At 39.0% G+C, this 24221-nt stretch carries 24 protein-coding genes and 1 pseudogene; 12 read left to right on the top strand and 13 right to left on the bottom strand.

Translation table 11 applies throughout. The annotated features are described in order from the left end of the window. Positions 1 to 29: 29 nt before the first annotated feature. Both JQC92_RS10545 and JQC92_RS10540 read left to right on the top strand, forming a co-directional pair. A complete protein-coding gene (locus tag JQC92_RS10545; protein ID WP_204999626.1) occupies positions 30 to 245 on the top strand; it encodes a hypothetical protein in 216 nt (71 codons plus the stop codon). 64 nt (positions 246 to 309) lie between these two features. Continuing rightward, the gene (locus JQC92_RS10540) at positions 310 to 678 is read left to right on the top strand and encodes a hypothetical protein (RefSeq protein WP_204999625.1); all 369 of its coding nucleotides are present in this window, start codon (positions 310 to 312) and stop codon (positions 676 to 678) included. Between the two features lie 21 nt (positions 679 to 699). On the opposite strand, the pseudogene JQC92_RS10535 reads toward JQC92_RS10540, so the two are convergent. Continuing rightward, positions 700 to 1239 (bottom strand): annotated as a pseudogene (locus JQC92_RS10535) (PhoH family protein); the annotation flags it as partial. 110 nt (positions 1240 to 1349) lie between these two features. Between JQC92_RS10535 and JQC92_RS10530 the strand changes: the two are divergent. The 6 genes from JQC92_RS10530 to JQC92_RS10505 are packed head-to-tail and all read left to right on the top strand — an operon-like array spanning position 1350 to position 11698. Beyond that, positions 1350 to 4622, top strand: coding sequence for a hypothetical protein (locus JQC92_RS10530; RefSeq protein WP_204999624.1), 3273 nt, complete (start codon positions 1350 to 1352; stop codon positions 4620 to 4622). Then, positions 4612 to 6981, top strand: a complete 2370-nt coding sequence (locus JQC92_RS10525) for a hypothetical protein (RefSeq protein WP_204999623.1) — start codon at positions 4612 to 4614, stop codon at positions 6979 to 6981. Before JQC92_RS10530 ends, JQC92_RS10525 begins: the two co-directional genes overlap by 11 nt. Next, complete coding sequence (locus JQC92_RS10520) at positions 6974 to 7678, top strand: hypothetical protein (RefSeq protein WP_204999622.1); 705 nt, start codon at positions 6974 to 6976, stop codon at positions 7676 to 7678. Before JQC92_RS10525 ends, JQC92_RS10520 begins: the two co-directional genes overlap by 8 nt. Positions 7679 to 7681: 3 nt before the next feature. Then, a complete protein-coding gene (locus JQC92_RS10515; RefSeq protein WP_239480513.1) occupies positions 7682 to 8125 on the top strand; it encodes a hypothetical protein in 444 nt (147 codons plus the stop codon). Beyond that, positions 8125 to 10356, top strand: a complete 2232-nt coding sequence (locus tag JQC92_RS10510; protein ID WP_204999621.1) for an AAA family ATPase — start codon at positions 8125 to 8127, stop codon at positions 10354 to 10356. Before JQC92_RS10515 ends, JQC92_RS10510 begins: the two co-directional genes overlap by 1 nt. After that, complete coding sequence (locus JQC92_RS10505) at positions 10349 to 11698, top strand: hypothetical protein (protein ID WP_204999620.1); 1350 nt, start codon at positions 10349 to 10351, stop codon at positions 11696 to 11698. Before JQC92_RS10510 ends, JQC92_RS10505 begins: the two co-directional genes overlap by 8 nt. Here the strand turns inward: JQC92_RS10505 and JQC92_RS10500 are convergent. After that, positions 11695 to 11895 carry a hypothetical protein gene (locus JQC92_RS10500; RefSeq protein ID WP_204999619.1) on the bottom strand — a complete coding sequence of 67 codons (201 nt, stop codon included), beginning with the start codon at positions 11893 to 11895 and terminating at the stop codon, positions 11695 to 11697. The genes JQC92_RS10505 and JQC92_RS10500 overlap by 4 nt on opposite strands. A 250-nt stretch (positions 11896 to 12145) precedes the next feature. Between JQC92_RS10500 and JQC92_RS10495 the strand changes: the two genes are divergently transcribed. The 4 genes from JQC92_RS10495 to JQC92_RS10480 all read left to right on the top strand — a co-directional run bounded on the left by JQC92_RS10495 (position 12146) and on the right by JQC92_RS10480 (position 13512). Then, complete coding sequence (locus tag JQC92_RS10495) at positions 12146 to 12325, top strand: hypothetical protein (RefSeq protein ID WP_204999618.1); 180 nt, start codon at positions 12146 to 12148, stop codon at positions 12323 to 12325. A gap of 153 nt (positions 12326 to 12478) precedes the next feature. Beyond that, positions 12479 to 12856 (top strand): MerR family transcriptional regulator, encoded by a 378-nt coding sequence (locus tag JQC92_RS10490; RefSeq protein ID WP_182761200.1) that lies wholly within the window; start codon positions 12479 to 12481, stop codon positions 12854 to 12856. Between the two features lie 60 nt (positions 12857 to 12916). Further along, a complete protein-coding gene (gene merC / locus JQC92_RS10485) occupies positions 12917 to 13306 on the top strand; it encodes an organomercurial transporter MerC (RefSeq protein ID WP_008109712.1) in 390 nt (129 codons plus the stop codon). Next, positions 13294 to 13512, top strand: a complete 219-nt coding sequence (locus tag JQC92_RS10480) for a GDCCVxC domain-containing (seleno)protein (RefSeq protein ID WP_008109710.1) — start codon at positions 13294 to 13296, stop codon at positions 13510 to 13512. Before merC ends, JQC92_RS10480 begins: the two co-directional genes overlap by 13 nt. 22 nt (positions 13513 to 13534) lie before the next feature. Here JQC92_RS10480 and JQC92_RS10475 read toward each other — a convergent pair whose 3' ends face one another. The 11 genes from JQC92_RS10475 to JQC92_RS10425 all read right to left on the bottom strand — a co-directional run bounded on the left by JQC92_RS10475 (position 13535) and on the right by JQC92_RS10425 (position 24059). Further along, on the bottom strand, positions 13535 to 14074 hold the full coding sequence (locus tag JQC92_RS10475) for a manganese efflux pump MntP (protein WP_008109708.1): 540 nt from the start codon (positions 14072 to 14074) through the stop codon (positions 13535 to 13537). Positions 14075 to 14125: 51 nt separating this feature from the next. After that, positions 14126 to 14857, bottom strand: a complete 732-nt coding sequence (qatD, locus tag JQC92_RS10470) for a Qat anti-phage system TatD family nuclease QatD (RefSeq protein ID WP_008109706.1) — start codon at positions 14855 to 14857, stop codon at positions 14126 to 14128. Beyond that, positions 14854 to 16188, bottom strand: a complete 1335-nt coding sequence (gene qatC / locus JQC92_RS10465; RefSeq protein WP_204999617.1) for a Qat anti-phage system QueC-like protein QatC — start codon at positions 16186 to 16188, stop codon at positions 14854 to 14856. Before qatC ends, qatD begins: the two co-directional genes overlap by 4 nt. After that, on the bottom strand, positions 16181 to 17068 hold the full coding sequence (locus tag JQC92_RS10460; protein WP_204999616.1) for a hypothetical protein: 888 nt from the start codon (positions 17066 to 17068) through the stop codon (positions 16181 to 16183). Before JQC92_RS10460 ends, qatC begins: the two co-directional genes overlap by 8 nt. Before the next feature lies 1 nt (position 17069). Next, a complete protein-coding gene (locus JQC92_RS10455; RefSeq protein WP_204999615.1) occupies positions 17070 to 18830 on the bottom strand; it encodes a KAP family P-loop NTPase fold protein in 1761 nt (586 codons plus the stop codon). An 18-nt stretch (positions 18831 to 18848) separates the two neighbouring features. Next, the gene (locus JQC92_RS10450; protein WP_204999614.1) at positions 18849 to 19418 is read right to left on the bottom strand and encodes a recombinase family protein; all 570 of its coding nucleotides are present in this window, start codon (positions 19416 to 19418) and stop codon (positions 18849 to 18851) included. Between the two features lie 132 nt (positions 19419 to 19550). Next, positions 19551 to 19904 carry a cupredoxin domain-containing protein gene (locus tag JQC92_RS10445; RefSeq protein WP_204999613.1) on the bottom strand — a complete coding sequence of 118 codons (354 nt, stop codon included), beginning with the start codon at positions 19902 to 19904 and terminating at the stop codon, positions 19551 to 19553. An 11-nt stretch (positions 19905 to 19915) separates the two neighbouring features. Then, the gene (locus tag JQC92_RS10440) at positions 19916 to 22159 is read right to left on the bottom strand and encodes a heavy metal translocating P-type ATPase (protein WP_204999612.1); all 2244 of its coding nucleotides are present in this window, start codon (positions 22157 to 22159) and stop codon (positions 19916 to 19918) included. Further along, positions 22152 to 22580 carry a MerR family transcriptional regulator gene (locus tag JQC92_RS10435; RefSeq protein WP_204999611.1) on the bottom strand — a complete coding sequence of 143 codons (429 nt, stop codon included), beginning with the start codon at positions 22578 to 22580 and terminating at the stop codon, positions 22152 to 22154. Before JQC92_RS10435 ends, JQC92_RS10440 begins: the two co-directional genes overlap by 8 nt. Before the next feature lie 90 nt (positions 22581 to 22670). Continuing rightward, positions 22671 to 23141 carry a YybH family protein gene (locus tag JQC92_RS10430; protein WP_204999610.1) on the bottom strand — a complete coding sequence of 157 codons (471 nt, stop codon included), beginning with the start codon at positions 23139 to 23141 and terminating at the stop codon, positions 22671 to 22673. A 21-nt stretch (positions 23142 to 23162) separates the two neighbouring features. Next, positions 23163 to 24059, bottom strand: coding sequence for a copper resistance D family protein (locus JQC92_RS10425; RefSeq protein ID WP_204999609.1), 897 nt, complete (start codon positions 24057 to 24059; stop codon positions 23163 to 23165). Positions 24060 to 24221: the final 162 nt, after the last annotated feature.

The raw sequence follows: 24221 nt of genomic DNA, 5'->3' as shown, positions 1-24221 counted from the left end.
ACAACAGGTTCTTAACTTAAGTATTTGATATGGCTTTTCTCTCTCGATATTTTTCAATGGGTTCCACCCAAACCTATTCCCCTCTCAGAACACAAGCTAAAACAGATATTCAAGAAGTCAAAGCTGAAAAGCAAATGATTCACTTTGCAATCCAACAAGGTTCACCAAAACTCGAAGGGGTTGAAAGTTTTATACCCATGATACCTGAAGATACTCGATTTCAGCGAGAATGCACAACTTGTTAATCAAGGCGACGGTGTGCGGCAATAGTGAACTATTGTTAGCACTGGCAACGAAGAGTAGCAAGCTGTGCAACTCGCACTGCGTGGACTTCTCAGCTTCAAGTATCATGGGTATATTGAGTGGTCCGTAACGCAACTTTCTCAAAACGGTCACTTACTTGATAATCAAGCTGAACAACTTAGAACCGTGGCACTTCATAAGTTTCATGAGGTCAAAAAAATGAAGTCAAAGCCTCATGATGATACGAGTACTTCCAAAGCATGCCAAAAAGTTGAAGAAGACTATAAGTTTAAATTGCAGCCACTGACGAGTAGTCATGAAAACGAAAGTCTCTATGAAGTCACCTTCACCTCTGATAAAAATAGCGCATATGGGGATAAATGGGTTCACTTAGGGCAAGTTATTTTAGTTGATACTCCAACAAGTCAAGATTGAAGTATCAACTTATTTTGCTTACTACAGCTGTTCTTCAGCAAACTCTGCAAGACGTGAACGAACGACACCATTTAGGTAAATATTTGCACTGCCATCAAAGTCTTTAAACTTCTCAACAATATAAGTAAGACCTGAAGTTACTGGAGTTAAGTAGTTGGAATCGATTTGTGCTAAGTTACCGCAACAAATTAATTTAGTACCTTCTCCCATGCGTGTGATCATTGTTTTCAATTGTGAAGCGGTTAAATTTTGGCACTCATCCAGTAATACCACTGCATTTTGAATCGACCGACCACGCATGAAGTTAATTGACTTCATCTGCACGTTCGCCTTCTCCATAATGTAATTCATACTTCCGGATGGGTTAACATCATTCTTGTGCAACACTTCAAGTGTGTCAGTAATTGCCGCAAGCCAAGGTCCCATTTTTTCCTCTTCCGTGCCCGGTAAAAAACCAATAGATTCGGCAATTTCTGGCGTGTTTCTGGTCACAATAATCTTGTCATATTGGTTGCGTTCAATGACAAGTTCTAAGGCAGAAGCCATAGCCAGCAGAGTTTTTAGGTATTATAAATTATAAATAGACACACCGACCGACCGATTAAATGCTACAATTTACATTAACCATTCTGAAAGTCGATGAATTTTTTAAGGTATACCTAAGTCAGTCCATGAAAAACTATAACAATAAAAGCATCCTCAACATCGACAATGCAATTTTCCAAAGCTTAGCCCCAAAAGGTAGCTTTTTACAACATTGTTTAATCTGCTCAAAATGGGATGATGAAAACGAAAAAAGCTCTTCTCTTGCGCATTACAATTTACGATTAGCGATATCAAAGTTACTGCAACTGATAAAAGCTGACGAAGAAGAGCACCAAGCATTAATCCATTTATTAGTGCGTAAACCAGAAACTATAACCATCACAGATCTAATCCAAGGTTACAAGTCAGTTGAGCTAGCATTAATAAACAGCTTTCCTTTGAGCAGAGCCAAAAGTTACAGCACCGCAGTCAGAAACTTTTTCAATTCATTCAGTGCTCCCATAGAAAGTGGCTTCAATGCATCAGAATTAGCTTATGAAACACTATTATCAACAAATGTAGACTTTAAGAAAAACCCTAACATCGACCTTTTTACCGTCTATGTAAGAAATCAAACAAAATTTGCCGTTATTGATCCCGATACCTTCCCAAATCTATTTGTTAACGATTCGGTTTTACACAATCTTCTGGTCAATTTAGAAAACGCATCAAAAGAAGCCCCCTTTGAATACTCAGTCATTGCGGGCTTAAAAAAATTATTACGTGAAATTGATCAGTGGCCTGAATATTCTGAAATAAAAATATTACTTAACAGTCCCTTAAACTTATTAACCCCAAATAAAATTAACGATGCACTAATCGATTTTGAGAAATGCTTACATAAGGCATTGCCAAATAGAAAGTTGAATCAGCTAAGTACACTGTTTAGACAGAAACTATTTGATCATGGACTAACCGCTCCTGAGCTAAATAAAGCGAAAGACCTCTTCAAAACCAACTTCAACAGCTCAGGTCAGTTAAAATTTAAGCCACGCTTCATAATACAATGTAAAAGCAATGAGCATATTGTAGATTCATTTCAACTACCATTGGTTCTGCCGTTGGAAAGTGTAGGCGAGATTTGTTTTAATCAGTTCGAAAAAATATCAGTAAACAGCGCTGCCGATACGGACAGCGTAACTGACCTAATAGAAATCTTGATGCTGCTTCAGCAAGGGGGATATAGTGACGCGAGACTATTATTAGCTAAAAAACCCGAAGACTTGATTACTTATAATGTTTCCAAGGGTTTAATAGATCTAGAGCTATTAATCACCAAACACTTCCCAGACAAGAAACAAGAAAAGCTACGCCTTATTCGTGACTTTCTGAACTTATGTGATATCCCAACTCAAAGTGGAAAATTATTAAACGATTTTGAGATTGATTCGACTATCAATGTAAAAGAAAAAGTTAAAACTATGGCTTTTCAAGGGTATTCCAAAGTTAACGGTAAAAAGAGTGATGTTACCGTCGAGTTTAACCTGACCAAATTAACCCCCTTATTAAAATTAAATAGCGTGCTAGTCACGGCGTTGAACAACCTACAAACGTACACAAAAACCACGCCGATGCCTGCCATATCTTTATCTGACATAGAGCGAACTTTAGGCTATGTCGTAGATACATCATTAGAGTCAGCGCAAGTAAGGCATATCCTTATCAGCCCTTTATCTGACCTAGAGCAGCGGGATTTCAGGTTGGGCTTTGCTCAACTTGAAGACATCATCGATGAGCAAGATATACAATTAAAAGCACCTAGAAGCCAAAGTCTACGAACATTTTTAAGTAATCACGCGGGTAAAATCAACGGCCTGATTGATATAAAAAACTGTGGTTTCAAATCTCGGTTTAGCGCTTCTGATGAAATGAATGCTCAAAAACTAATTGAGCCTGTAGATGAGAATGGCGATGTCTTACCCAGCCCTATTTTAAACCAACAACAATCGCTGTCAGAGCTAAGAAAAAGTGTACAAGCGTACTTTGAAAAGCCAATTAACCAGATACTAAATGCGTGTAAGAAAGAAGTTGAATGTTATAAACAGCTTGTATCTACTTTTAACACTTATACGGAAAAAGACGAAAATGGGGTTCACATCAAAGATATCCCAGAAGAAGTTACTGTTCTAGTTAAAGATAATCAGGTTGACGAAGGTCGGTTGATTTTAAAGTCACAAGCGAGTTCCATCAGAAAGGAATTTACAAATGAAGTTGTGATAGGGGCTTACCTTCGACATCAACTATCCATTGGCATATCAGGCTCAATTTACTGCTCTCAAAAATCTGAGTTAATCCCGACTTATGTGAAACACTGGTTTCCTAACTCAAGTACAGGTATGAGAGATTTCTTTTGGTCAGGCATATTTTTGCCTAAAAATGTTCTTCTTGTGTGCTTTATAAGATTAGTTATCAGAACCACTTGGAATAAAGATGTAATAGCTACATTGACTCGTGCAAATTTGCCAGAGCAAATGCCAGAAGGACCTTTTGTACTTGCTGGCTTCAAAGAAAAAGTAGGTAAAGAGACTACGCCCGTTACGATTGAGCCACATGAAAGAGAAATTCGTGAGGTGATCAGCTTTCTTATCCAACATCATGACAACATGATACGAATGGACTTTCAACCAGATAGTATTTGGGATACTCCGGGTTCGACAAAACTAAATTTCCTATCGGCAGCTATTATAGACAGGCTGCGTGATCACTACACCCTTCCATATTTCCGGATGGAGTTATTAGCCAAACATCAAATGAACCTTAGAAAAGGTATCGACGGTAGCTTGGTTAATTCACAACGAGAACGGAATCATGCAAGCAGTAGAGTCACTTCTGCTTATCTAACGCACCCTATCGCCGTGATTGAATATGAAGCCAACAATGCTGACTTTCAGCGAAAATTTGAGACAACCGTCCAGTTTAGACATAAAGAAACATCAATAGAGAAATACGGCTTAGATCGCAACAACATTGACGAAGATTTAATCGTAGCACCAGCAGACCATAAAGAAGAATTGCCAGATTGGTTCATTTTAGCAGACGGCTCATCATGCACAGACATCTTCGCTGCTGTTGATAAATCTAAGCAAGATAGCATTTGTAAAGGTCGAAAATGCCATTCAGGAGAAGGATGTGAGTTCAATCGCGTAGAACTAGGTGTTGATGAATTTGTACGAACTCTGCGACATCAGGCTTATTACATAGCACGTGGTGAGGTGCTGCTGGCAAAGCATGGTAGAGAGTATTTTGATGAGTATATAGCACCTGACATGCGATTTACGTTTGGTTTAGTGAAGTATGTAGAGTTATCCAATCCTCTAATGTTCAAAGACGCTAAAGGGAGATTAGAAAATGAACAGTAATCTTAAGTACCAGTTCTTAGAAGACATAAAGCCGGAAGAGATACTGGAAGAGCATGACGACCTGCTTTTAGAAAATGCAAAACTGTTGCAAGTTACAGATGAAAAGCTCTCTATTGAAGGTACTGTTTTACATTATCATGCAAAGATCACTGGCGCGAAAGCCAATGAAACGGTAGTGCAAAAAGGCTCTGTAGATCTACGTGATATATGGGTTCCCGGTGCTGCGGGGTGGCAGCACCCAGTGCCTATCTTGGTTTACCCTGACTATGCCAAAGCGCTTGTTGAAATCGTCGATATCTATGCAAACAGAGCTAAACATACGCCGACATTTGTAAAAACAGGGATAATGTCGCAAGTTAACGTTGCAGCGCAATTCATTGAATATATGTGCTTACATGGTCATCTCGTACTAAATGGTGTAAATCAAAAGCAAATCGATAAGATGAAAGTAACGCTCAAAGAAGGTGGTATTCCAGCAACGCTAGCCTTGCATGAACGAGTTAATTCATTTGTCGATTTGTTAATCGAGAATGACGAACTAGAGCCATTTTTAATCAAAGACGGTAATACCGAAAACTCTAAAGTAACTAGTATAAGAGTACCTAAGATTGCCCAATGTATCGGTGCGGTTAGTCTAGAAAATCAAGTTCCAACCAGCGTTTACAAAAAAGTAACAGAACACCTAAAATCAAAGGGAGTTAAATTCGGTGCTCGTTTAGCATCCAAAGGCGCATCTGCACCTTCTCAACCAGCCGTTAAATCTTTGAATAACTGGTTTGGTACTTGGAATAGGTTTGCAAAACTAGATAATGAAGATCGGATGCAGTTTATTCCTTTTCCTAACCCCAACCAGCTTTCTAAAAAACTAGGTAAAGTTGCTGGTCGCACAAAAAATTTGGATTTAGAACATGTTGTTGATCTATTAGGCGGTTCACACCTTTGGGTATACGAATATTCATCCAAAATAATTTCATTAGTAAATGAAATTACCAACTTAAAAAATCAATACCTTGATGAAGGGCTTCGCCATCGAACACTGACTGAAGGTAGATTTCCAGAGTTTTTAGTTAGTTCGAAAAAAGTTAAAGAGCTTGAAAAACTGCTAGGTATTGAAATTCACAAATCGAGTTTAACCGCTTCAGATAAAGATTCTGAGGCGTTCTCTGTAACCGAAGTAATCACGTTATTGATGACCGCATGCTATGTCATATTGCAAACTTACAACGCAAGAAGACAAGCCGAAGTTCAGCACCCTCTTATTGGCATTACGGAAGAGTTCTTTCGCTGTAAAGATAAAAAATTCAATTGGTATCAAGCGTGCTTTTATAACGAGAAAAATGGTGAGCGACGCTGGTACACAACTAACAACGGTAGCACTAAAGCAATTCAATGCTTAATTAAATTGAAAAAAGCATGGGGCGCTGTTGATGTTGACGGTTTGTTTAATGTGCCAAGTTTTCGAATTGATGATCAAGGAAACTTTAAACACTATAAATATCATTTTAATAAGGGAAAAGATTCAAAGATCACTGGCAATGCATTTTTAAAAATGGTGCTAGATGATGCTGAAGTGGACATGTCAAGCCACCCATTCAGACGTATCTACGCTGTTATTTACCATTATCAGTATAAAAACGCAGACTTACTAGCATTATGTCACCAGCTAGGACATGTTGATCCCGAAGAAACAACTGTTTATGTAACGGAGCCTGCCGCTAGAGAAACGCATGAGCAACTTCATCATAAAACCAAGCTGACTCGAAATGAGAAAGCTGAATCAACCATTGCGATAAAAGAAGAAAATAAGGCTCTAGATAAAATCATTGCTGAAGTAGGTGTTGAAACAACGGCAAAAGACATTCTGGCTTTACTTATGGGCACCGAAGAAATGGCAGGTAAATATACTTCTTATTTGAAAAAGGTTTACCGCGTTTTGCAAAAGAGTGTGAGGTTCAACAACTATACCAAAGACAAGTACGGTAAAGGCTTTAGCGAATTACCTGACGAAGAAAAAAGTAATGAAATGGCTCAAGTACTTGATGCTAGGGGTCATAAACACAAGCCTAAACCCCATGCTACTTGCCATAAAAAAGAGGGAGAAGCTAAAAAGCACAAGGCTCCTTGTGAACCATCTGTATGTAAGGGTTGTGCATACCAAGAAGTAAAACGAACCCAGCTTAATATCATGAAAGAAGACTTAATCGCACTAAAGGCAGTACAAGCTGATTATTTGACGCTCCCCGTTGAACGTATGCGAGCTAAGGAACAAAGCGCTAATTTAGAGATTTTGATTGAAAGCCATGAACGTACAATGGAAAGAAGTAAGAGTATTTTCAAAGGGGGGCAACCTAATGTCTAAGATAAATCACAACCAAGATCCCCAACAAAAAGAAGCTTTTGAGCGTATTGAAAAAAAAGTGGAAATACTTGAAAAGTGGGCAAGCGAGGGAATCCCCTTTGTAATAGTTAATGGTAACAAGCAGGTTGATAACAAAGGAAAATACGTCCTTGAGTTCTTCCCTAGCAGCCCTACAGGACTAAGAAACTGGAATGGTAAACAAAATAGCAAAGAAGTTGTTAAGCAATATGATATTCCGCCATTTACAACGTCTGCAAAGTCTCTGGATGCAATACCAACGAGTTTAAAGCTAAGAATCTATGGCGATAAAAATAGGCTTAACCTTTGGGAAAGGCTGAAGTTTAAGGCCAAGCTGCAAGCCAACACTAAAGAAAAGAACGCCCTACAAGAGCTAGAAGAAAAACTGAAAGTTTCTGAAGCGAATCATCAGGGGTTAGCGTATGAACTAATTGAACTTCGATTGACTAACAAACACTTAGAGGACGAAAACAGCACGTTAGAAAACCAGATTGAAAGTGTACACGTGTCTATAAAATCTCAGCTTGATCTGAAGAAAAAACAACTTAAGCAGTCTGATCTAAAGAACAAGCAACTTAGCATCGAAAATGCAAAACTAATAAAGCTTTTAGACGAACATGGTATCGACTACGAAAATGCTGACGAGAGCACCTCTATTATTGATTTTCCGGGGAAGTAAATCATGGTGAATAAGCGCAGAAAGTCTTCTCAAGATATCGGTAAACAGAATGCTAAAAAGATAGCAGATTGGTTAAATACTTCGCCTGTTATCCCTTTGTATCAAGGTCGGGTTAACAAGACTCAAATTTTCAAAATGCATAATGTGCCTAAATCAACGCTTGATACGAATGAAGATCTACAAAAGTTATTTGCTCCTGATGGTCCAATAGAGAAGCTAGTTCGAAAACAAAACGGGCTTGAGATTGAACTACCTGATGATGTTGAAGAAGAAAATTCAGCAAAAGAAAATGTAGAAAATATGGTTTCAAATAGTGAGCTTGAATTGAAAGTTAAGGCATTAGAGACCCAGCTTAACTCTATTCAATTAGATCTGGCTTCAGAAGAGTTTTTGTTGGCAACAGGTCGGTATATTCCAAAGCTTTACTTGGATGACGGTGACGTGTGATGCAAATAAGCAATATATCATTTCACGAAGATGTTAAGCAATTAACAGGCGTAGTCACTTTAGTTCGGCACTATACACAAGATAAACGTGGTATCTCATCTATATTTTTATTAAAGGTTGCACGTGAAAAAATAGTCGTTAAGGCTGAATTCGGTGCGATTACGTCAATCCCGCAAACAGGAGAAATCTGGAGAGCGACTGGTGATTATTCCTTTGATAAAGAATATGGCTCACAGTTCATTGTAGATGAGGCTTTAAAGCTGCACCCCAACGCAGAAATTTCAACTGAGGTACTTTGTGATTTCCTTATCTACAACGCCCATTTTGTCGGTATAAATAGCTATTGGACGAAGAAACTTAATCTCGCTTTTGGTGAAGATTTATTTGCAGTTTTACAAAGTTACTCAGCTAAAAAGTTATCTAACTGTAAAAAGCTAAAAATCTCACCAGTTATGGCTCAAAATCTTTGTGATGGTTGGGCTAAGGCTGTTGGTGAAAGTGAATTAAATCTATTTTTTGAACGACACAAATTACCAGTTGAGTATGTTGAAAGTACTCGTCAACTACTAGGCCGTGACGCAATTAGCTTGATAAAAAAGAATCCATATCTGCTCTATCCTATAACATCTGTAAATGCTGCAAAGCGGACATGGAAATCACTAGACAAAAAAGTAAGAGCTAACTTTGATATCAATTTAAACGATAAGCGTAGAGCTATTTCATTTGTTGAATCACTACTTTATTCAGCACATAGCAATAACGGTGATATGGCGTTACCTGCTAATGAAGTCAAAGCTGAACTGATTGAAGCAGGCATTGGGCTTGAACTTAATGAAATTGAAGACTGTGCTTTTCAGACACTTTGTTTCAACAAACAAAATGACACTATACAAATCTTAGGTCATCAGGCGATTGAAAAGGCAATTAATGCATTACTTCACAGGCGTTTATCTAAGATAAAGCAGCTATTTGATACGAATTCGTTGGCGTTTGACGAAACGTTATCAATATTAGATCACCACAGTGTTGAACTAAATCCTCTTCAGTTACAGGCATTAGGTAATGCCTTTAATCGACCTGTTTCTTTTATTGTAGGAGAAGCTGGTACAGGAAAGTCTTTGCTATCCCAGATCATCATTGATGTATGCCTTAATAATGGTATTAACGTTTGGAGAGTTAATTCAGTTGTTTGTAATGGAGACAATATACTGCCTAATTTAAAGGGAGAATCTATTAATCGCTTCATTTCACAGGCAAAAAAGCGAAACCTAAAAGGCGCATTGTCAGGAGCACTTATACTGATAGAAAATTCAAATTCAGTTGATATGTTAACGTTATATAAACTATTAAAGGTTGTTCCTCTTAATGCTCACATTTGTTTTATTGGCGATAAATACAAATTGCCACCAATTGGTCCGGGAGCTTTTCTCAAACAGGCTGCTGACTTAAAACATGATGCGATTACAGGGCTTTTTGAAGTCTACGGTTCGACATCGAATTCAGATATCCAACGGATCTCTAACTCTTTATTTAATAATACTGCATCATCAGTATTCGATGCTATTACCGCATTTGACGTGTCAAAAGAACAAAGCCTAAGTATGTACCATACTAAAGATAAATCTCACGAGATGCTTAGTACCATTACAATCAATATTTGGTTCGAATTGACTTCAATGTTAAGTGATGTACCTAAGATCATTTGTTCGAATCCTCAGTTATGCGATGACATAAATTCTCAAGTTCAGCGGATTCGTTTTGACCGGAAAAAAGTAGCAAAGCTAGAAATTGGTGAATCTGTTTTCTACGCGGGGGAGCCAATTATTTTTGCCAAACCTAATAAGTTTATTGATGTATCGGTTGGTACGTTAGCAAACATAGTAGAAGTATACGAAAAGCCTGTCGTTGCATATGGGCGTGAGTGTTGGATGAAGATAGACATTGGTGGTGATTGTATTGATTTGTCATTAGATGATATTGAAAGTATTGCGCTTTGTTATGCAATTACGGTGCACAAAGTTCAGGGGAATCAATTTACTCATTCCTTAGTTATTTTGGATAATTTCTATTTGATTGATAAATCATGGCTTTACACATGTATAAACGCATCTAGAGAGTCGATGTTATTTATCGGTAATAGGAATCAACTAGTCAATACGGTTGATGCCGCAGAGTTTAGCGCTAATAGGCATCATGGTGTTCCACTAAAGTTGGAGGTTTCAGATGAGTAACGGTATTACTGAAACAAAAGTACACTATGATCGTCAAGACCACTATGTTTACCAAGATATCAACGGAGAGGTTCTTTGGGCACCTACAGATTTTATCATTGAGCTGGATAGAAACCCCAAAACTATACGCACTTATCGAAAGGCTATCAGACGATTATTTAAATTTTTGAACTCTGGTAAACATAAAATAAGCTGGCTTGAAATGAATGACTCTCGCATGAGGGAATTTAGGACGTTCTGCTTGAAAGAAACGACAACAGATTCACGATATCGAGGTGATGAAAACGTTGCTAAACAGACGGTCAATAGCGACTTTTTGATGCCAATCTATAACTTTTATCATTGGGTACAAAAGCAAGGTACATATCACCCAAATATTCTTGGTTTTGATCCGGCCAATAAGTTTTCATATCAGATAACATCATCATTACTTTTGAAGGAAATCGCCGTATCTAGAAATGAAAAGCCAAACAATAACTCACTTTATCCAGAATTATTTAGAGATTGTGATACCAGAAGCCGAAACAGAAAAGATGCAAGTGAGTATGAGCTAGAAGAACTTAACAATTACATAATTAATGAATATGAGGGCTATGAGCGAGCGTCACTATTGCTAATTGTGCAGATCATGAATGAAACGGGTAGCCGCCCGATTTCTGTTAGTAGCTATCGTAGGCTTCAATTTTCTAAAGAAATCATCGAAAGAGAGTTCTTCCTCAACAAGCAAGATAGTTTATCAATTGTTCCAAAGCTGGCTAAGCAAGGAAATACTATGCCAGTGAGCTTTAGGTTCTCTACAGTGCTCGCTGTCAGGAATTTCATTGAGAATGATTTGGAAGAGTTTCTCACCAACATTGATACTGGCAACTATGAAGGTCATTTATTCTTAGACCCCAACAGCTTTCAACCATTAACCGCTGAGAATATCAGCAAGATCTTCAGTGAAATCACCACAGAACTTGGCTGGCCTAAAGGTAAATCGATTTATTCATTACGCCATAAATTTTCCGGAGATAGTCTTGATAAACATTTGGACGCTGCAATAGAGCTAGGCTTTAGTGCTAATGAAACAGCAATTGCACTTCAGATGGAAAAGGAAATGACCCACCGCAGCTCTGGCTCTCTAGAAGACTATATTTCGAGCCGTAAAAGAACTATGCAACAAACTGATTCATTTAAAAAGTCGTTAAAGATTAACCAACTAGAATCAGACAAAACTCGCCTTGAGCTAGAAAGGCAAAAAGCGATAGAAAGCGCAGAGCAAAAAGATGCAGAGAATCAGGCACTGTTATTAGAAATTCAAAAGCTACAAAGCCAACTAAAAGGCGGCGATATTAATTAGTAAATATCTGAATCAGGGATCTCAAGATCTCCTAGATCACCAACCTGCGAATAAAAAGGATGAGTCTCAAATGTATATATTTTATCATCGGACTCGTTATCTTTCGAAACGGCATAGTCAAAGCTTGTAGTATCGGATTCTAATGAGTCGAGAACGTCACTAAGTTTTGGGTACTTGAATGCAAGATTCTTATTCATCGTAAACCTCTATAGTTCGCCCTGAGTAGTTATAGTATAGAGTGAGGGTCATAGACTCTCCAGTTCAAATGCTAAGAAGTGGTGATTACGATTGAGTTTTTGAAAAAGTAACCTATGAGAGGTTACTTTTGATAGGAGTACAAAATAGTAACCGTTGAAAGGTTATTATTTGGCGGCAAACAAAACCTATAGTAGATTTCAATTCTAGTTTTGGAGTTTTTTTGAATACGCAAGCTTAAGGCCATAATTAGTGAAAATAAAAAATCCACACACGCTCAAGCAAGCTTTAGCAAATATGAAGCTCGAAAACTTGTCTCCATCTCCTGAAGTTAGTGTACTTCTGCAACAAGCATTAGTGGATGAGAACATTGACACAGAGGACATAATAAGCCTATTACGTACTGCGCACCGTACTGATGAAGTACGTTAGTATACTGAATATTAATCGTCACGGTTAGCAATTACAAAACCGTGACCGATAACATCCAATAGATAACGTAATAATTGAAAGAATTATTTCTTCTACTTTAAGGTCAATTTTGAATATTACTATAATGGCACTTGTTGATTGAAGAGTATGTAAATGAAAACCATAGGTAAACTTGCTAAAGAACTTAACATTAGCATTGAAACAATCCGTTTCTATGAGCGCCAAGGTCTGATAGAGCAACCTTTAAAACCAGAGTCTGGTTACAGAATGTATGGCGATGCCCTTACCAGTCAACTCAAATTTATTCTGAAAGCTAAAGCATTAGGGTTTACGCTGAAAGAAATTGAATCGCTTATGTCACTAAGTGACAGTTGCGCTGATATTGAGTCGATGGGGTTGCAAAAACTTAATCTCATTCGTAATAAAATTGCTGATTTACAGCGATTAGAGAAAGTAATTCAAGATATGACAGATTCTTGCAAGGCCAATCAAGACCCTCAATCCTGCCCGGTAATAAATTCACTTAAATAGCTATTGACCCCGTACTTATGTACGGAGTTTATACTACCTTAAAAATTGAGGTAGATAGTTATGATCAATAAAATTCTAGATAAAGTAGGTTCTGGTGGCGTTTGGCTAGCCGCCCTTAGCTGCACAGCATGTTTTCCTGCGCTCGGCTCATTGGCATCTGCTCTTGGGTTAGGTTTTCTTTCACATTTTGAAGGGATAGCGGTGAACACCTTATTGCCATTATTTGCTTCACTAGCGTTGTTAGTTAATTTCTATAATTGGTATCAACATCGAGATTCATTGAGAGGCGTTTTAAGTGTCATTGGCCCAATTGCAGTATTGCTGACCCTTTATCCTTTATGGCAATACGACTGGAGCACTTACTTATTTTACTTTGGGATCATTTGGATGGTCGTAATGTCTATTTTAGATATTGTTAAGCCCATTAAGGAACCAGTATGCAAGGTATAGAACTAGAATCTAAAATCACTTGCCCTGAATGTGGATTTAGCAAAGTTGAAACCATGCCTACAAACGCTTGCCAATGGTATTACGAATGCGAAAGCTGTAAAGCACTACTTAAACCGTTAAAAGGTGATTGTTGCGTTTATTGCTCTTATGGAACAGTTAAGTGTCCTCCTATTCAAGAAGGCAATGCATGTTGCTCAGGTAAGTAGCCTAGTATTCGGTGGTTCTGTGTCAACCAAGTAATATCTTAAATGCGATTGCGATTAACACTAAACCACCAAATAGTTCAGCTTTAGATTCCAGCCATACGCCACTTCTTTCGCCGATATTCACACCAATCCAGCTAAAGGCAAACGTCGTGACGCCTATTATCAAGCAAGCTACGGCTATATCTACCTCAAGCAATGTGATTGCATAACCTGCCGCCATTGCATCAATACTGGTGGCAATAGCAAGAACAAATAGCACACGATGAGTAACATTAGCAATATCTTCTTCAATTCCTTCAGATTGGGACTCATAAATCATTTTGCCACCGATAAATACTAGCAAAATAAAAGCTATCCAAGGTGCATAATCTTCAATCCAAGATGATAAACCTTTACCGCTGTAATAGCCTAAAAGAGGCATAAAGCCTTGGAAAAAACCAAAATAAGCAGCGGCTTTAATAAAGAGCTTTTCAGCATTTACTACTTTTTTAGAACCTAAGCCTATGGATACTGCAAACGCGTCCATACTGAGTGCTATAGCTAATACAAATACTTCAAACAAACCGATTAAACCTGAATAAAATTGTTATAAGATTACGTGACGTATAATTAGTTACTTGACTGATGTTAAACACCTAAGATTTACTGACAATTTTTCTATTATCAAAGCCTTATTTTTACACCAAATTTCAGCCAGATATTCAGTAACAGTGCCAACACTTGAAGGAAACAGAATATTCCCCGCCACTTTGGCGAAAGGTCCATCAGTTTCGAGTAGAACTCTATCTTGAGGTATCCACGATATTACTTTTTTAGCTCTGGCTGAAGTTAGCATGGCTGGCCCAATAGAGAAGAAACAGCCTAGCTCGACGGCTTCTAGAACTTGCTTCTTAGTACCTAAAAACCAATGAAGAATAGAAGTACCAGCATTGGGATGTAACTTAAGTTGTTCAAGAACTTCACCAGTCGCGTTAAGACTATGGATAGTTAGTATTTTGTCATCAAAGCCTTCACATTTTTTTAGAATATGCGTGAAAACCTCTAATTGATCATCAAAGTAATCAGCGTAACCTTTTGAGCCATCCAGTCCAATTTCTCCAATATATCTAGTTCTATCAACTAGCTTATCGAATAGTGCTAATTCATTTTTTCTTAGATGAGCAAGTTGAGGGTGAAGCCCCAAGGCCGTCTTACAGTGTTTTATGCCACTTGTTAACTGGACAGTACCTTCAAAAGCTGAAGGCACCGTAGTTACTGATAGCACGTAATAATTACTGCTTTTTATGTCGTTCAATACCTCTTGATGATCTGGATATAAATCAACGTGGCAATGAAGATCCATCATGACGATTTATCCGCTTGGAGAAATAATTCAACCTCTGCCAATCCTCGCTTAATAGTTGATTCTAATTTTTCTCGTATATCTTTTTCTTGTGGTATTGGCCCTGAACTTCGAAGCCAAGAACGATAGTTATCGGATTGTTTCAATCTAATAATGGCAGTTTGAACCGCTTGGAGATCATCGCGAGTATCTTTTTCTTTGATAAGATCTCTCAACCGCTTTGTCTTGTATGGCGCATCTTGTGTAAAACCAGCATGAAAAACTGACGCTCTTCGAATAAGGCAAGGTACACAATGCCCACACTGTTTATGTTCTCTGTGCCAATGACTGCATGAAACACTTAGGGGAACTGCTTTTCTAATTGCGTCTTGATCAACACATTCTGCTAACATTTCACCTTTAGTTTTGAATTGATAGGGGTTTACAAATTTGACATGAAACCCAGTGTCTCTAAGCAAAGATTCAAGCCTGCTTAGAAAATTAGGATGAGTAGTTCTAGTGCTATGACTACCAATCCGTCTTCTGGTAAGCGGTGGATTTATTGAAATATAGCCATTCTCTGGGACGACAATAGTTTCAATACTGCTATCGCAATTAGCGTTTCTTAAGGCTGATATACCAAGTACCGCCATAGCTAGGAAGTTGAAGCTTCTTCCCCTCATGCTAATGTCAGTTTTACCTTCTAAATGCTTGATAATATGAGGAGACATTGAATAGGACAATTCGCCGAATGGCGGGGATAATAAATGCTTAATATCTTTCTGTTTTGCGCCATCACCACGATAAGCGTGACTAACCAAAAGCGGTTTTAAGGCTGACTCTCCGTTTAAAATGTCAATTGCACCAACTGCGCTATCAAGACCTCCTGAAAAAAGGCAGACTGAGTTGAGTCCAATTAATGATTTTGCTTTTGCTTTCGCTTGCTCACTTGTTTTAGGAGTCGGCATCGGCATAGTTGTTTTTTCAAAAGTAAACAGCCATTGATCGCCCGTTAGAAAGTTGAGCAAAGAACTTAGTTCAGGCTCAACAAAATTCCACATATCCTCATCGGTAACAGGAACATGTAAATGCATTTTTCTAGCCCAAGCATTTTCTGCATTATCCCTCAATTCAAATGTATCAGCGGCGGTAACAGCGGTTGCAATTGTTATCAGATCTATTGCATCAGCATCTACATGCAATCCCAAATCACGAACTGTTTGTAGTAGTTGTTTTGACACTAAGCTGTGCTTAGTGATGTCATTTTGATGCGTATGGAACATCTGGACAGGATGACAATCATCAGAAAAATCAGGCAAGTTAGCAGGATCATGGTTAAAATAAAAATTAGTCATCAAAGCTCTCCCACTCATCAACCGTCATTGAAATTGCATCGGCTTGAATTTTAGTAATATTTTCCTTGCTAATAGTACTGGGGTTGCCATTAGTTACTTTGTCTAACTGCTCTTGTGTGATCACTTTTATTAATTCCCTTAATTCAACTTCCATTTGATGATGCTTACTTGCAGGCTCAACGTGAAACCAAGCTCTGCCCATGCCTTCAACCACATCCTGAAAAATAAGATCTGTTAAATAACAGCCTATGGCTTCTTGAATAACTTCGTCAGTAAAACTGTTTGGGTCAAATTCTTCTGTATCGGGGAGTGCTTCTTCTAGTGCGTAATCCAACGCAACTCTTACAGCATCCGAATCGGCATTATCAGGCGCTAAATGGCTAGCAATTTTGTCAATTGCTTGGTCAGTCGATAACCCAGTTAAATCACCTAATGACAAGCTTTGATTATTAATCGTTACGGTGTCGCCACGCATGACACCAAGCAGTCCAGAACCAGCAGTTATGCCACTTGCTAGTCTCCGGCTTGTGCTCTTACCTCCGCCAGAGCCTTTTCTAGAGTAACTTTTTAATGAACGCCTTAGATCTGAGGTTGAGCCACCTGTTTGCGCATATTTACCAAATGCTCTTCTGGCACTGGCAAACCTATTTGGAGGCGGTGTTGCTGTAGGTGAACCACCGATTTCTTGTTGAACCTTGTCATTGTCAATATCATTGCTATTGTCATTCTGATAATCAGCTTGATTATTATCAGAGCCAGCTTGCTCATCCCCATCAGTACCTGATGCAGGTTCTATTGTGACAGGATCTCCTTGCTCTGCCCAAGATGGAATAAGTGGACTCTTATTATTTGGTCCTGTTGACGATGCGGACGTACCCATATTACTTAGTTCCCTCTAGTTCTTTTAAAATTGGATTAAGCCATCTTTGGCGGGGCAAGCTTTTTAAAAATGTAAGAAGACTTAAGCTACATTTATCATCCTGCTTGGCAAGTAACACAGCCCCATAAATGCCTGTTGGTCTTTCGGTCCAATCACCAATCAACTTAAAGTTTTCAATCAAACCATCCATGACTGACATGTATTCTTCCTTCGGAGTTGTGGTAATCGCAGTAGAGTTAACGCCACTGACCCTTACCTTTTGCTTCATTAATTCTTCTACGAGTTTTTGAGCGGCTCCAGACATTACCGAATTAACAGCACCCATTGGAATGCTTTCTCTGCTCAGATATGCCGCTGGTGTCAAATCCATTTCAGTGAACATGGGAGGTAATTTCGACCATTTATCAATAAAAGCTAGGTCGAGTTTCCACTCTTCAGGTAAATTAATTTCGTCAAATTCGACTTCTGAATTTTCAAGATCCGCTAATACTTTTGGATATCCGTTTTCCTTATCAATTAATTCATAAAGCTTGTTGGTAGCCTGAGTGCCTAAGCACCTCTCAAAAATTACCAGCTTAGTGATAGTTTTTTCATCAAGTTGCATTCCTCTGCGATGAGCGGTTTTCTTTCTCATCTTAACCTGATTGAGTAATCGCTTAACTATGCGAGGGTTGCCGTTAATGTTTGTGGATTCAGCTAATAGTGGAGCTAACTGTTCAGCAACCACAAATTTACTTCTGAGTTCGGAATGCTTTTCAATCTCGTGATCTTGAAGTAGCTCGTCAACGGTAATTTGTGGTTGTTTCCACGACAGCCTTAATGACTCTTCAAGGGCACATCTTATCGTTTCTAATTGCGCATCGGTAACGCCGTGATCTTGAGCAGTAAGCATCATTAAATATGCCCTTATCTCCAGAACGCCGGGTCTTGGTACATGCACAGGAATTTGAATAAGCTTGTCTAAATAATCAGTTTGATGTCGTTGAGATGCACCTTTGTGATACTCAGGCACTGCCAAGCGGATCATGTCCTCATCGGCGGCAATAACAAATGCAGTATTGGGTAAAAATAGAAATAACCTGATCGCCTCAAGGGTCGAAATAGCATTAAATGGAGAGCAGCGATCTAAATTATCGACATAGACAATAAGTGGCTTATCAAACTCCTTTAACAGATCAGAATATGCTTTTCGGAATTCTTTAATTTCTTTAGGAGGTGAAAATGATTTATTATCATTGATCAAACCTTTGTTTTTCTTCGCGACATCCTTAGCGCCATCGACAGCACCTTTTACATCATCAACATCCAGTTCACCATCGTCACCACCACTGAATAGTCCCATGATCTTCTGTATACCACCCATAGTTGGTATACCAGCTAATGCTGCACCACCATCCATTAGCAATCCCATCAGTCTGATCTTATCTATTCGTCCAGCAAACTCTTTTGCTTTTGCACTGAGATTTTTATCGTCTGCTGCTTTTTTAACTAAAGTAGATGCAATTGTTTCTAGTAACGCCGCTTTAGCGTCATCATACCCTTGGAAAGTCCATGCATCGAAATGTACTTGGATATATTCTTGTTCATCACTTTCCAGAGAAGCCTTAGTAAGTTCAAGAATCGTCGATTTTCCAGCGCCCCAATCACCAAAAACGCCTATACTAATAGGCATTAACTCCTTTTCTGTTATAAGATCTTTTATTGACTCAGCCGTTTCATTAAAATTTAAGAAATCAATTTTTGATTCTTTATCAGACCACATAACGTCTCCTTTTATTTATTATTTCTTTTGTTCCATTCTTTCAATAGTTCGGTGAACCGTGGGGCGGCTAACAGAATATTTCTTCGCTAATGCAGAGATCGATTCACCATTTAATTTATCTTTATATAATTCTTTCGCTTGTTTGTCTGATAAAGCAGGCAATCTGCCCATGTGTTTGCCTTTAGCTTTAGCCTCTTCACGACCTTCTGTGGTTCTGGCTTTTATAAGATCCCGCTCAAGTTGAGCGAATACTCCACATAGGTTGATCATGGCTGTGGCAAACGGATTATCATTTTTGGTATTGAGAGAGCCGTCGATAATATTCAAACAAGCACCTTTCTTATGAATGCTTTCAATTGCCTCAAGAATAGATTTTAACGACCGTCCCAAACGGTCGAGGCGAGTAACAATAACTTCATCACCTTCCCTGATAAAGTCGATGAGTTCCTTAAGCTTTTCTTCATTTCGAATCGAAGCACCAGACTGTTTGCCTTGGAATATTTTTTCACAGCCCTGAGCGTCCAACTTGGACAGTTGAACATTCAAATCTTGTTCTTTAGTTGAAACTCTTGCAAAACCAACTTTCATATGTACGAAACCTGTAACTTTCGTACACCTTATCAATTAAGTGAACGAAAGTCTATAATTACAGTTTCGTTCATGCACGAAATAAATCAGCAACTTTCGTTCACTCAGATGTGTAAAAAGATCTATTTAAAACTAAATTACTTTTAAGACGCCGCGATACATTTGCATCTGACAATGAAACTCATGCTCTCCCGGTGACAAGTTCATTAAAGTAATTTGAGTAATTTCATTCAATTTAAGCTGTTCGCTTATATCCAATGAAGGAATAAGGATTGTTTCGGCGCAGGGGGATTGATCTTTGCGCATAAACTTCAAGGTGACAGGTTGGCTAGCAGACACCTGAATTGAAGATGGGGAATACACGCCATCTTTCACTTCAATTAACACTTCACTGTTTTGCACAATTGTTTTGTTAGGTTTGAACAGCCAAAACCACCAAACAATCAGCGCGATCAACACTAAGCCTAACAAGTTAAGTAACATCATCGTTCTTCTCCTTAATGCTCTTTTGCTTTAAACAAGCGAAGTCGATTTGCATTTGACACTACGGTCAATGACGAAAATGCCATTGCAGCTCCAGCTATTACAGGACTAAGCAAAATGCCAAAGAAGGGGTATAGAATCCCCGCAGCAAAAGGAACCCCAGCTACGTTATAGACAAACGCGCCAAATAAGTTTTGTTTGATATTTCGTAAAGTGGCCTTGCTAACCGCTATGGCATCAGCAAGGCCATGAAGTGAGCCACGCATCAGGGTAATATCAGCACTTTCGATTGCTACATCAGTCCCTGTGCCTATGGCGAAACCAACATCGGCTAACGCAAGTGCAGGGGCATCGTTAATGCCATCACCTGTCATACCAACAGTTTCGCCGCTGTCTTGTAGCTCTTTAACCTTGTTGGCTTTGTCTTCTGGCAGCACTTCAGCAAAAAACTCACTAATACCCGCTTTTTTGGCAACAGCGGCGGCTGTTTCCTTGTTATCGCCCGTTAACATAATGACGCGAATTCCATTGGTCTGAAGCCGTTTAATCGCGGAAATTGAGTCTGACTTAATAGGATCTGCAACAGCAATAATTGCTGCCAGCTCGCCATTAACAGCAAAATACATTGGTGTTTTAGCTTCTTTTGCTAAAGACTGGGCTTTTCCAACGAAACCTGTAAGGTCAATGCCTTTAATTTTCATTAGTTTATCGTTACCAAAAATTAAGGTTTTGTTGTTGCAGCTTGCTTCTACACCAAAACCCGTAATGGCGTTAAACGATTCTATTTTTAGTAACTCGATACCCTGATCTAACGCACTTTCAACAATCGCTTGTGCCAAAGGGTGCTCGGAGCCACTTTCTAAACTTGCTGCAAGCTGTAACACTTCTTTCTCGTCAGTCGCTTTTGCTAAAACAATATTAGTTACCTTTGGTGTCCCTTCGGTAATAGTTCCCGTTTTATCTAAAATCATGGAAGTGATTTTAGAAGCGGTTTGTAAAGCTTCGCCATTGCGAATAAGCACTCCAGCTTCTGCCGCTTTTCCAACTCCCACCATGACAGACATAGGGGTTGCTAAGCCCAAAGCACACGGGCACGCAATAATGAGTACGGTAGTTGCTGAAACGATGGCAAAAGCAATTGCTGGCTCTGGTCCAAAGTTAAGCCATGCTAGAGCACTTAATATAGATATGATCATGACAACAGGAACAAAATAAGCGGAAATCACATCGGCCAAGCGGCCAATAGGTGGCTTAGAGTTTTGCGCTCGTTTCACCATATTGATGATTTGCGCAAGCGCCGTGTCTTTGCCTACGCGTGTCGCTCTAAACAAAATCATGCCTGACTTGTTTAACGTTCCTGCAACAACTTCATCTTCTTTGGCTTTTTCAACAGGCATGGGTTCGCCCGTAAGCATTGATTCGTCAATAGATGTGTAGCCTTCTAATACAATACCATCTACAGGAATTTTCCCCCCCGGTTTTACCTTCACCACATCATTAAGTAAAACCTGCTCGATACCTATCTGAACCTCTTTGCTATCACGAACTACTGTAGCTGTTTTGGTTTGTAACCCGATAAGACGTTTGATGGCTTCAGAGGTTTTACCTCTGGCTTTTAGTTCTAGTGCCAAACCTAAATTAATCAATCCAATGATCATGGCTGTAGCTTCAAAATAAACATGTCTCGCCATCAATGGCACTGCGTCTGGAGCCAATACAACAGCTATTGAGTAAATCCATGCCGTACCTGTTCCTAAAGCAATTAGGGTGTCCATATTGGCTGAATGATTTTTGAAGCTCTTCCATGCTCCGACATAGAAATGCTTGCCTGAAAAATACATAACACCAAAAGTTAAAATGCCTACAACCAACCATGACATGCGTTCAAAGTTTGTTTCAACTGTCATTTCTCCAACAACAATGCCGTAGATCATTAGAGGAACGCCGAGTGAAAGAGCAATAAAAGTATCTCGTATTAGCTTTTTGTAATACTTCCAGTCTGCTGCCTCTTTCTCGTCAAGCGTATCAATTTCTGAACTATCATCGATTGGCTTAGCGTTATAACCGATAGACTCAACAGCTTTAATCAGCTCTTCCGTTTTCACGGTTCCTGTGACTTGAACAGTCCTATCAGCAAAGTTCATTTCAGCACTAACTACACCATTGGTTCCTTTCAGCGCCCCCTCAATTTTACCGACGCAACTTGCACAGCCAGCACCTTCTATAATGAGCTGATGATCAGGTTTAATATTATTCATGGGAGCCGCCATTGTTTTCTGTAGGTTCAAAGCTGTCTATGAGGTGACATACCATAGTGGAGGTTGGCGCTTTATCTTCCTTGACTTCCCATTGTGCTAGCGCATCTTTCATGTTTTTACGCAAAGCTAACATTGCCTGAAATTGTTTTTCAGTCTCAGCTAGCCTTTCCTTAATTAAAGACCTAACTAGAGGGCATGCAGCTTTTCCGAGACTCGCCTCATCAACAATGTGTTGTATATCTGATACTGAAAACCCCAGTTGTCTTGCACTTAAAATAAACTTCAGTCTAGAGATTTCTGTTGGGGGATAGTACTTATATCCGTTTTCAGACTTAGTTGGATTGAGTAATTTTAATCGAGTGTAGTACCTGACAGTATCGGGTGTTGTACCAAACTCTTTGGCTAATTCAGTAACTTTCATAAGCTATCCTGACTTAATAAATGGGTTAACTGAGTTAAGTTTAGACCTGTGTGTTAGACACAGGTCAAGCCTGAAATAATTATTTCTGAGCTAGTGTGACCAATGAATGTGCTTGATTTTCCATTCACCGTTTTGCTTTTCGAGTACTATCGTTTCCATACCTTGATAATCACGCTCTTTACCTTTGTATGTACCTTTAGTATGACTGCGCGAAGCAGATATAGCGGTATTTCCAAGAATCGTTACTTGATGCTCTAGCGTTTTAGTTTCCACTGCCGCTAAATATTTCATATCCGACAGCATATGGTGATGAGCGTATTCATCAGCACTTCTCTCAACGCGACCACCCTCGTAGATGGTTACATCATCAGCCAACTGTGTTCTTGCTAGGTCTTTATTACCCGTTTCTAGTGCTTGATGAAATGCCAAAACAACCTTTGCGGCAGGGGTATCTATGCCTTTAAACAAACCTTTGTCTTTGTTCTTATCACCATGAGCGTTTGCTGCGAAACTAAACGTCATGAATAAAACGAGTAATATATTTATTGTTTTTGTTTTCATTTTTATTTTCTCTTTTAAGTTTTAATTTGCAGGGCCAACAACACTAGTAAGCCCAGCCGTTACAGATAAAATGGCGAAAGCGACTACCATTTCTATCGAGATAGATTTAGATAGTGCTTCTCTACCATCGTTATTTTTAAGTTGTGGGACGAGTTTTAATTTATGCTTAGCTGCGATGCCCAATATTGAAACGACAAGAACTAATTTAAGCAGCAGTGTTTGCCCATAGCTTGAACTAACCAGCTCTTCAACATTTCCAACTAATTGAAAAGCTAACCAAAGGCCAGCAATTAACAATAGACTCACCGCGATACTTGCTTGCCTTCCAAATTTGCCCATCACTGAGTAGAGCTGCTCATAGTCCTGTTCATGGCAAGCTTGTTTAAGCGGAAACAACGCTCCGAACCACCAAGCCATAACAAGCACATGGAGCATCAGCAATACTTTTTCGAGCACTCCTAGTTCAGATACATGACCGAACAAAGTAAAGGTGTAGGAAAGTACTATAAGGCTAAGCCCTAAAATGCTTAGTTTTATGCTGTTGCTCAGCGCAACAGATTTGAATTTAATGTGTGACGTTATCGCGAATATCGCTAGAGCTAATCCTATACCTCTAAGTAAAGTTCCATCGCCGATAGAAGAGTCCCACATTATGTCTAAGATATCAGGGTCAAAAGCACCTTGAATGCCTTCTTCTGCCATCGCACCAGTACTAGCGAAGAACCAAATGGCATTTGCAATCAAAGCGATGACTATTGAACCTCTTATCCATTTTAGGTTCGCTATTGCCAAGTTATTATAAGACTCACTTTGTTCAAAAACTTGCCTGAAAAATGTATAACCAGCAATGCAGGCAAACCCGACGTAAAATACAATTTTTGACAGTACAATGACTGTATTCCAGATAATCATTTCCATAACAATCACTCTTTGTATCGAGAATATGCAAACCTATTGGGTAGTGGGCTGATGGCGTGAATTGATCTATGATGGTTGCACGCTAGTTTCATTTCTTTTAGAGCATATCATGCGTCACTCTATAGATGTTCAATGTCCTCATTGCCATGGTGTTTCAATATC

This window comes from Parashewanella hymeniacidonis (genome assembly GCF_016900895.1).
GTDB lineage: Bacteria > Pseudomonadota > Gammaproteobacteria > Enterobacterales > Shewanellaceae > Parashewanella > Parashewanella hymeniacidonis.
Note: the sequence above shows the minus strand (reverse complement) of the source record. Positions and strands in the feature narration are given on the sequence as shown.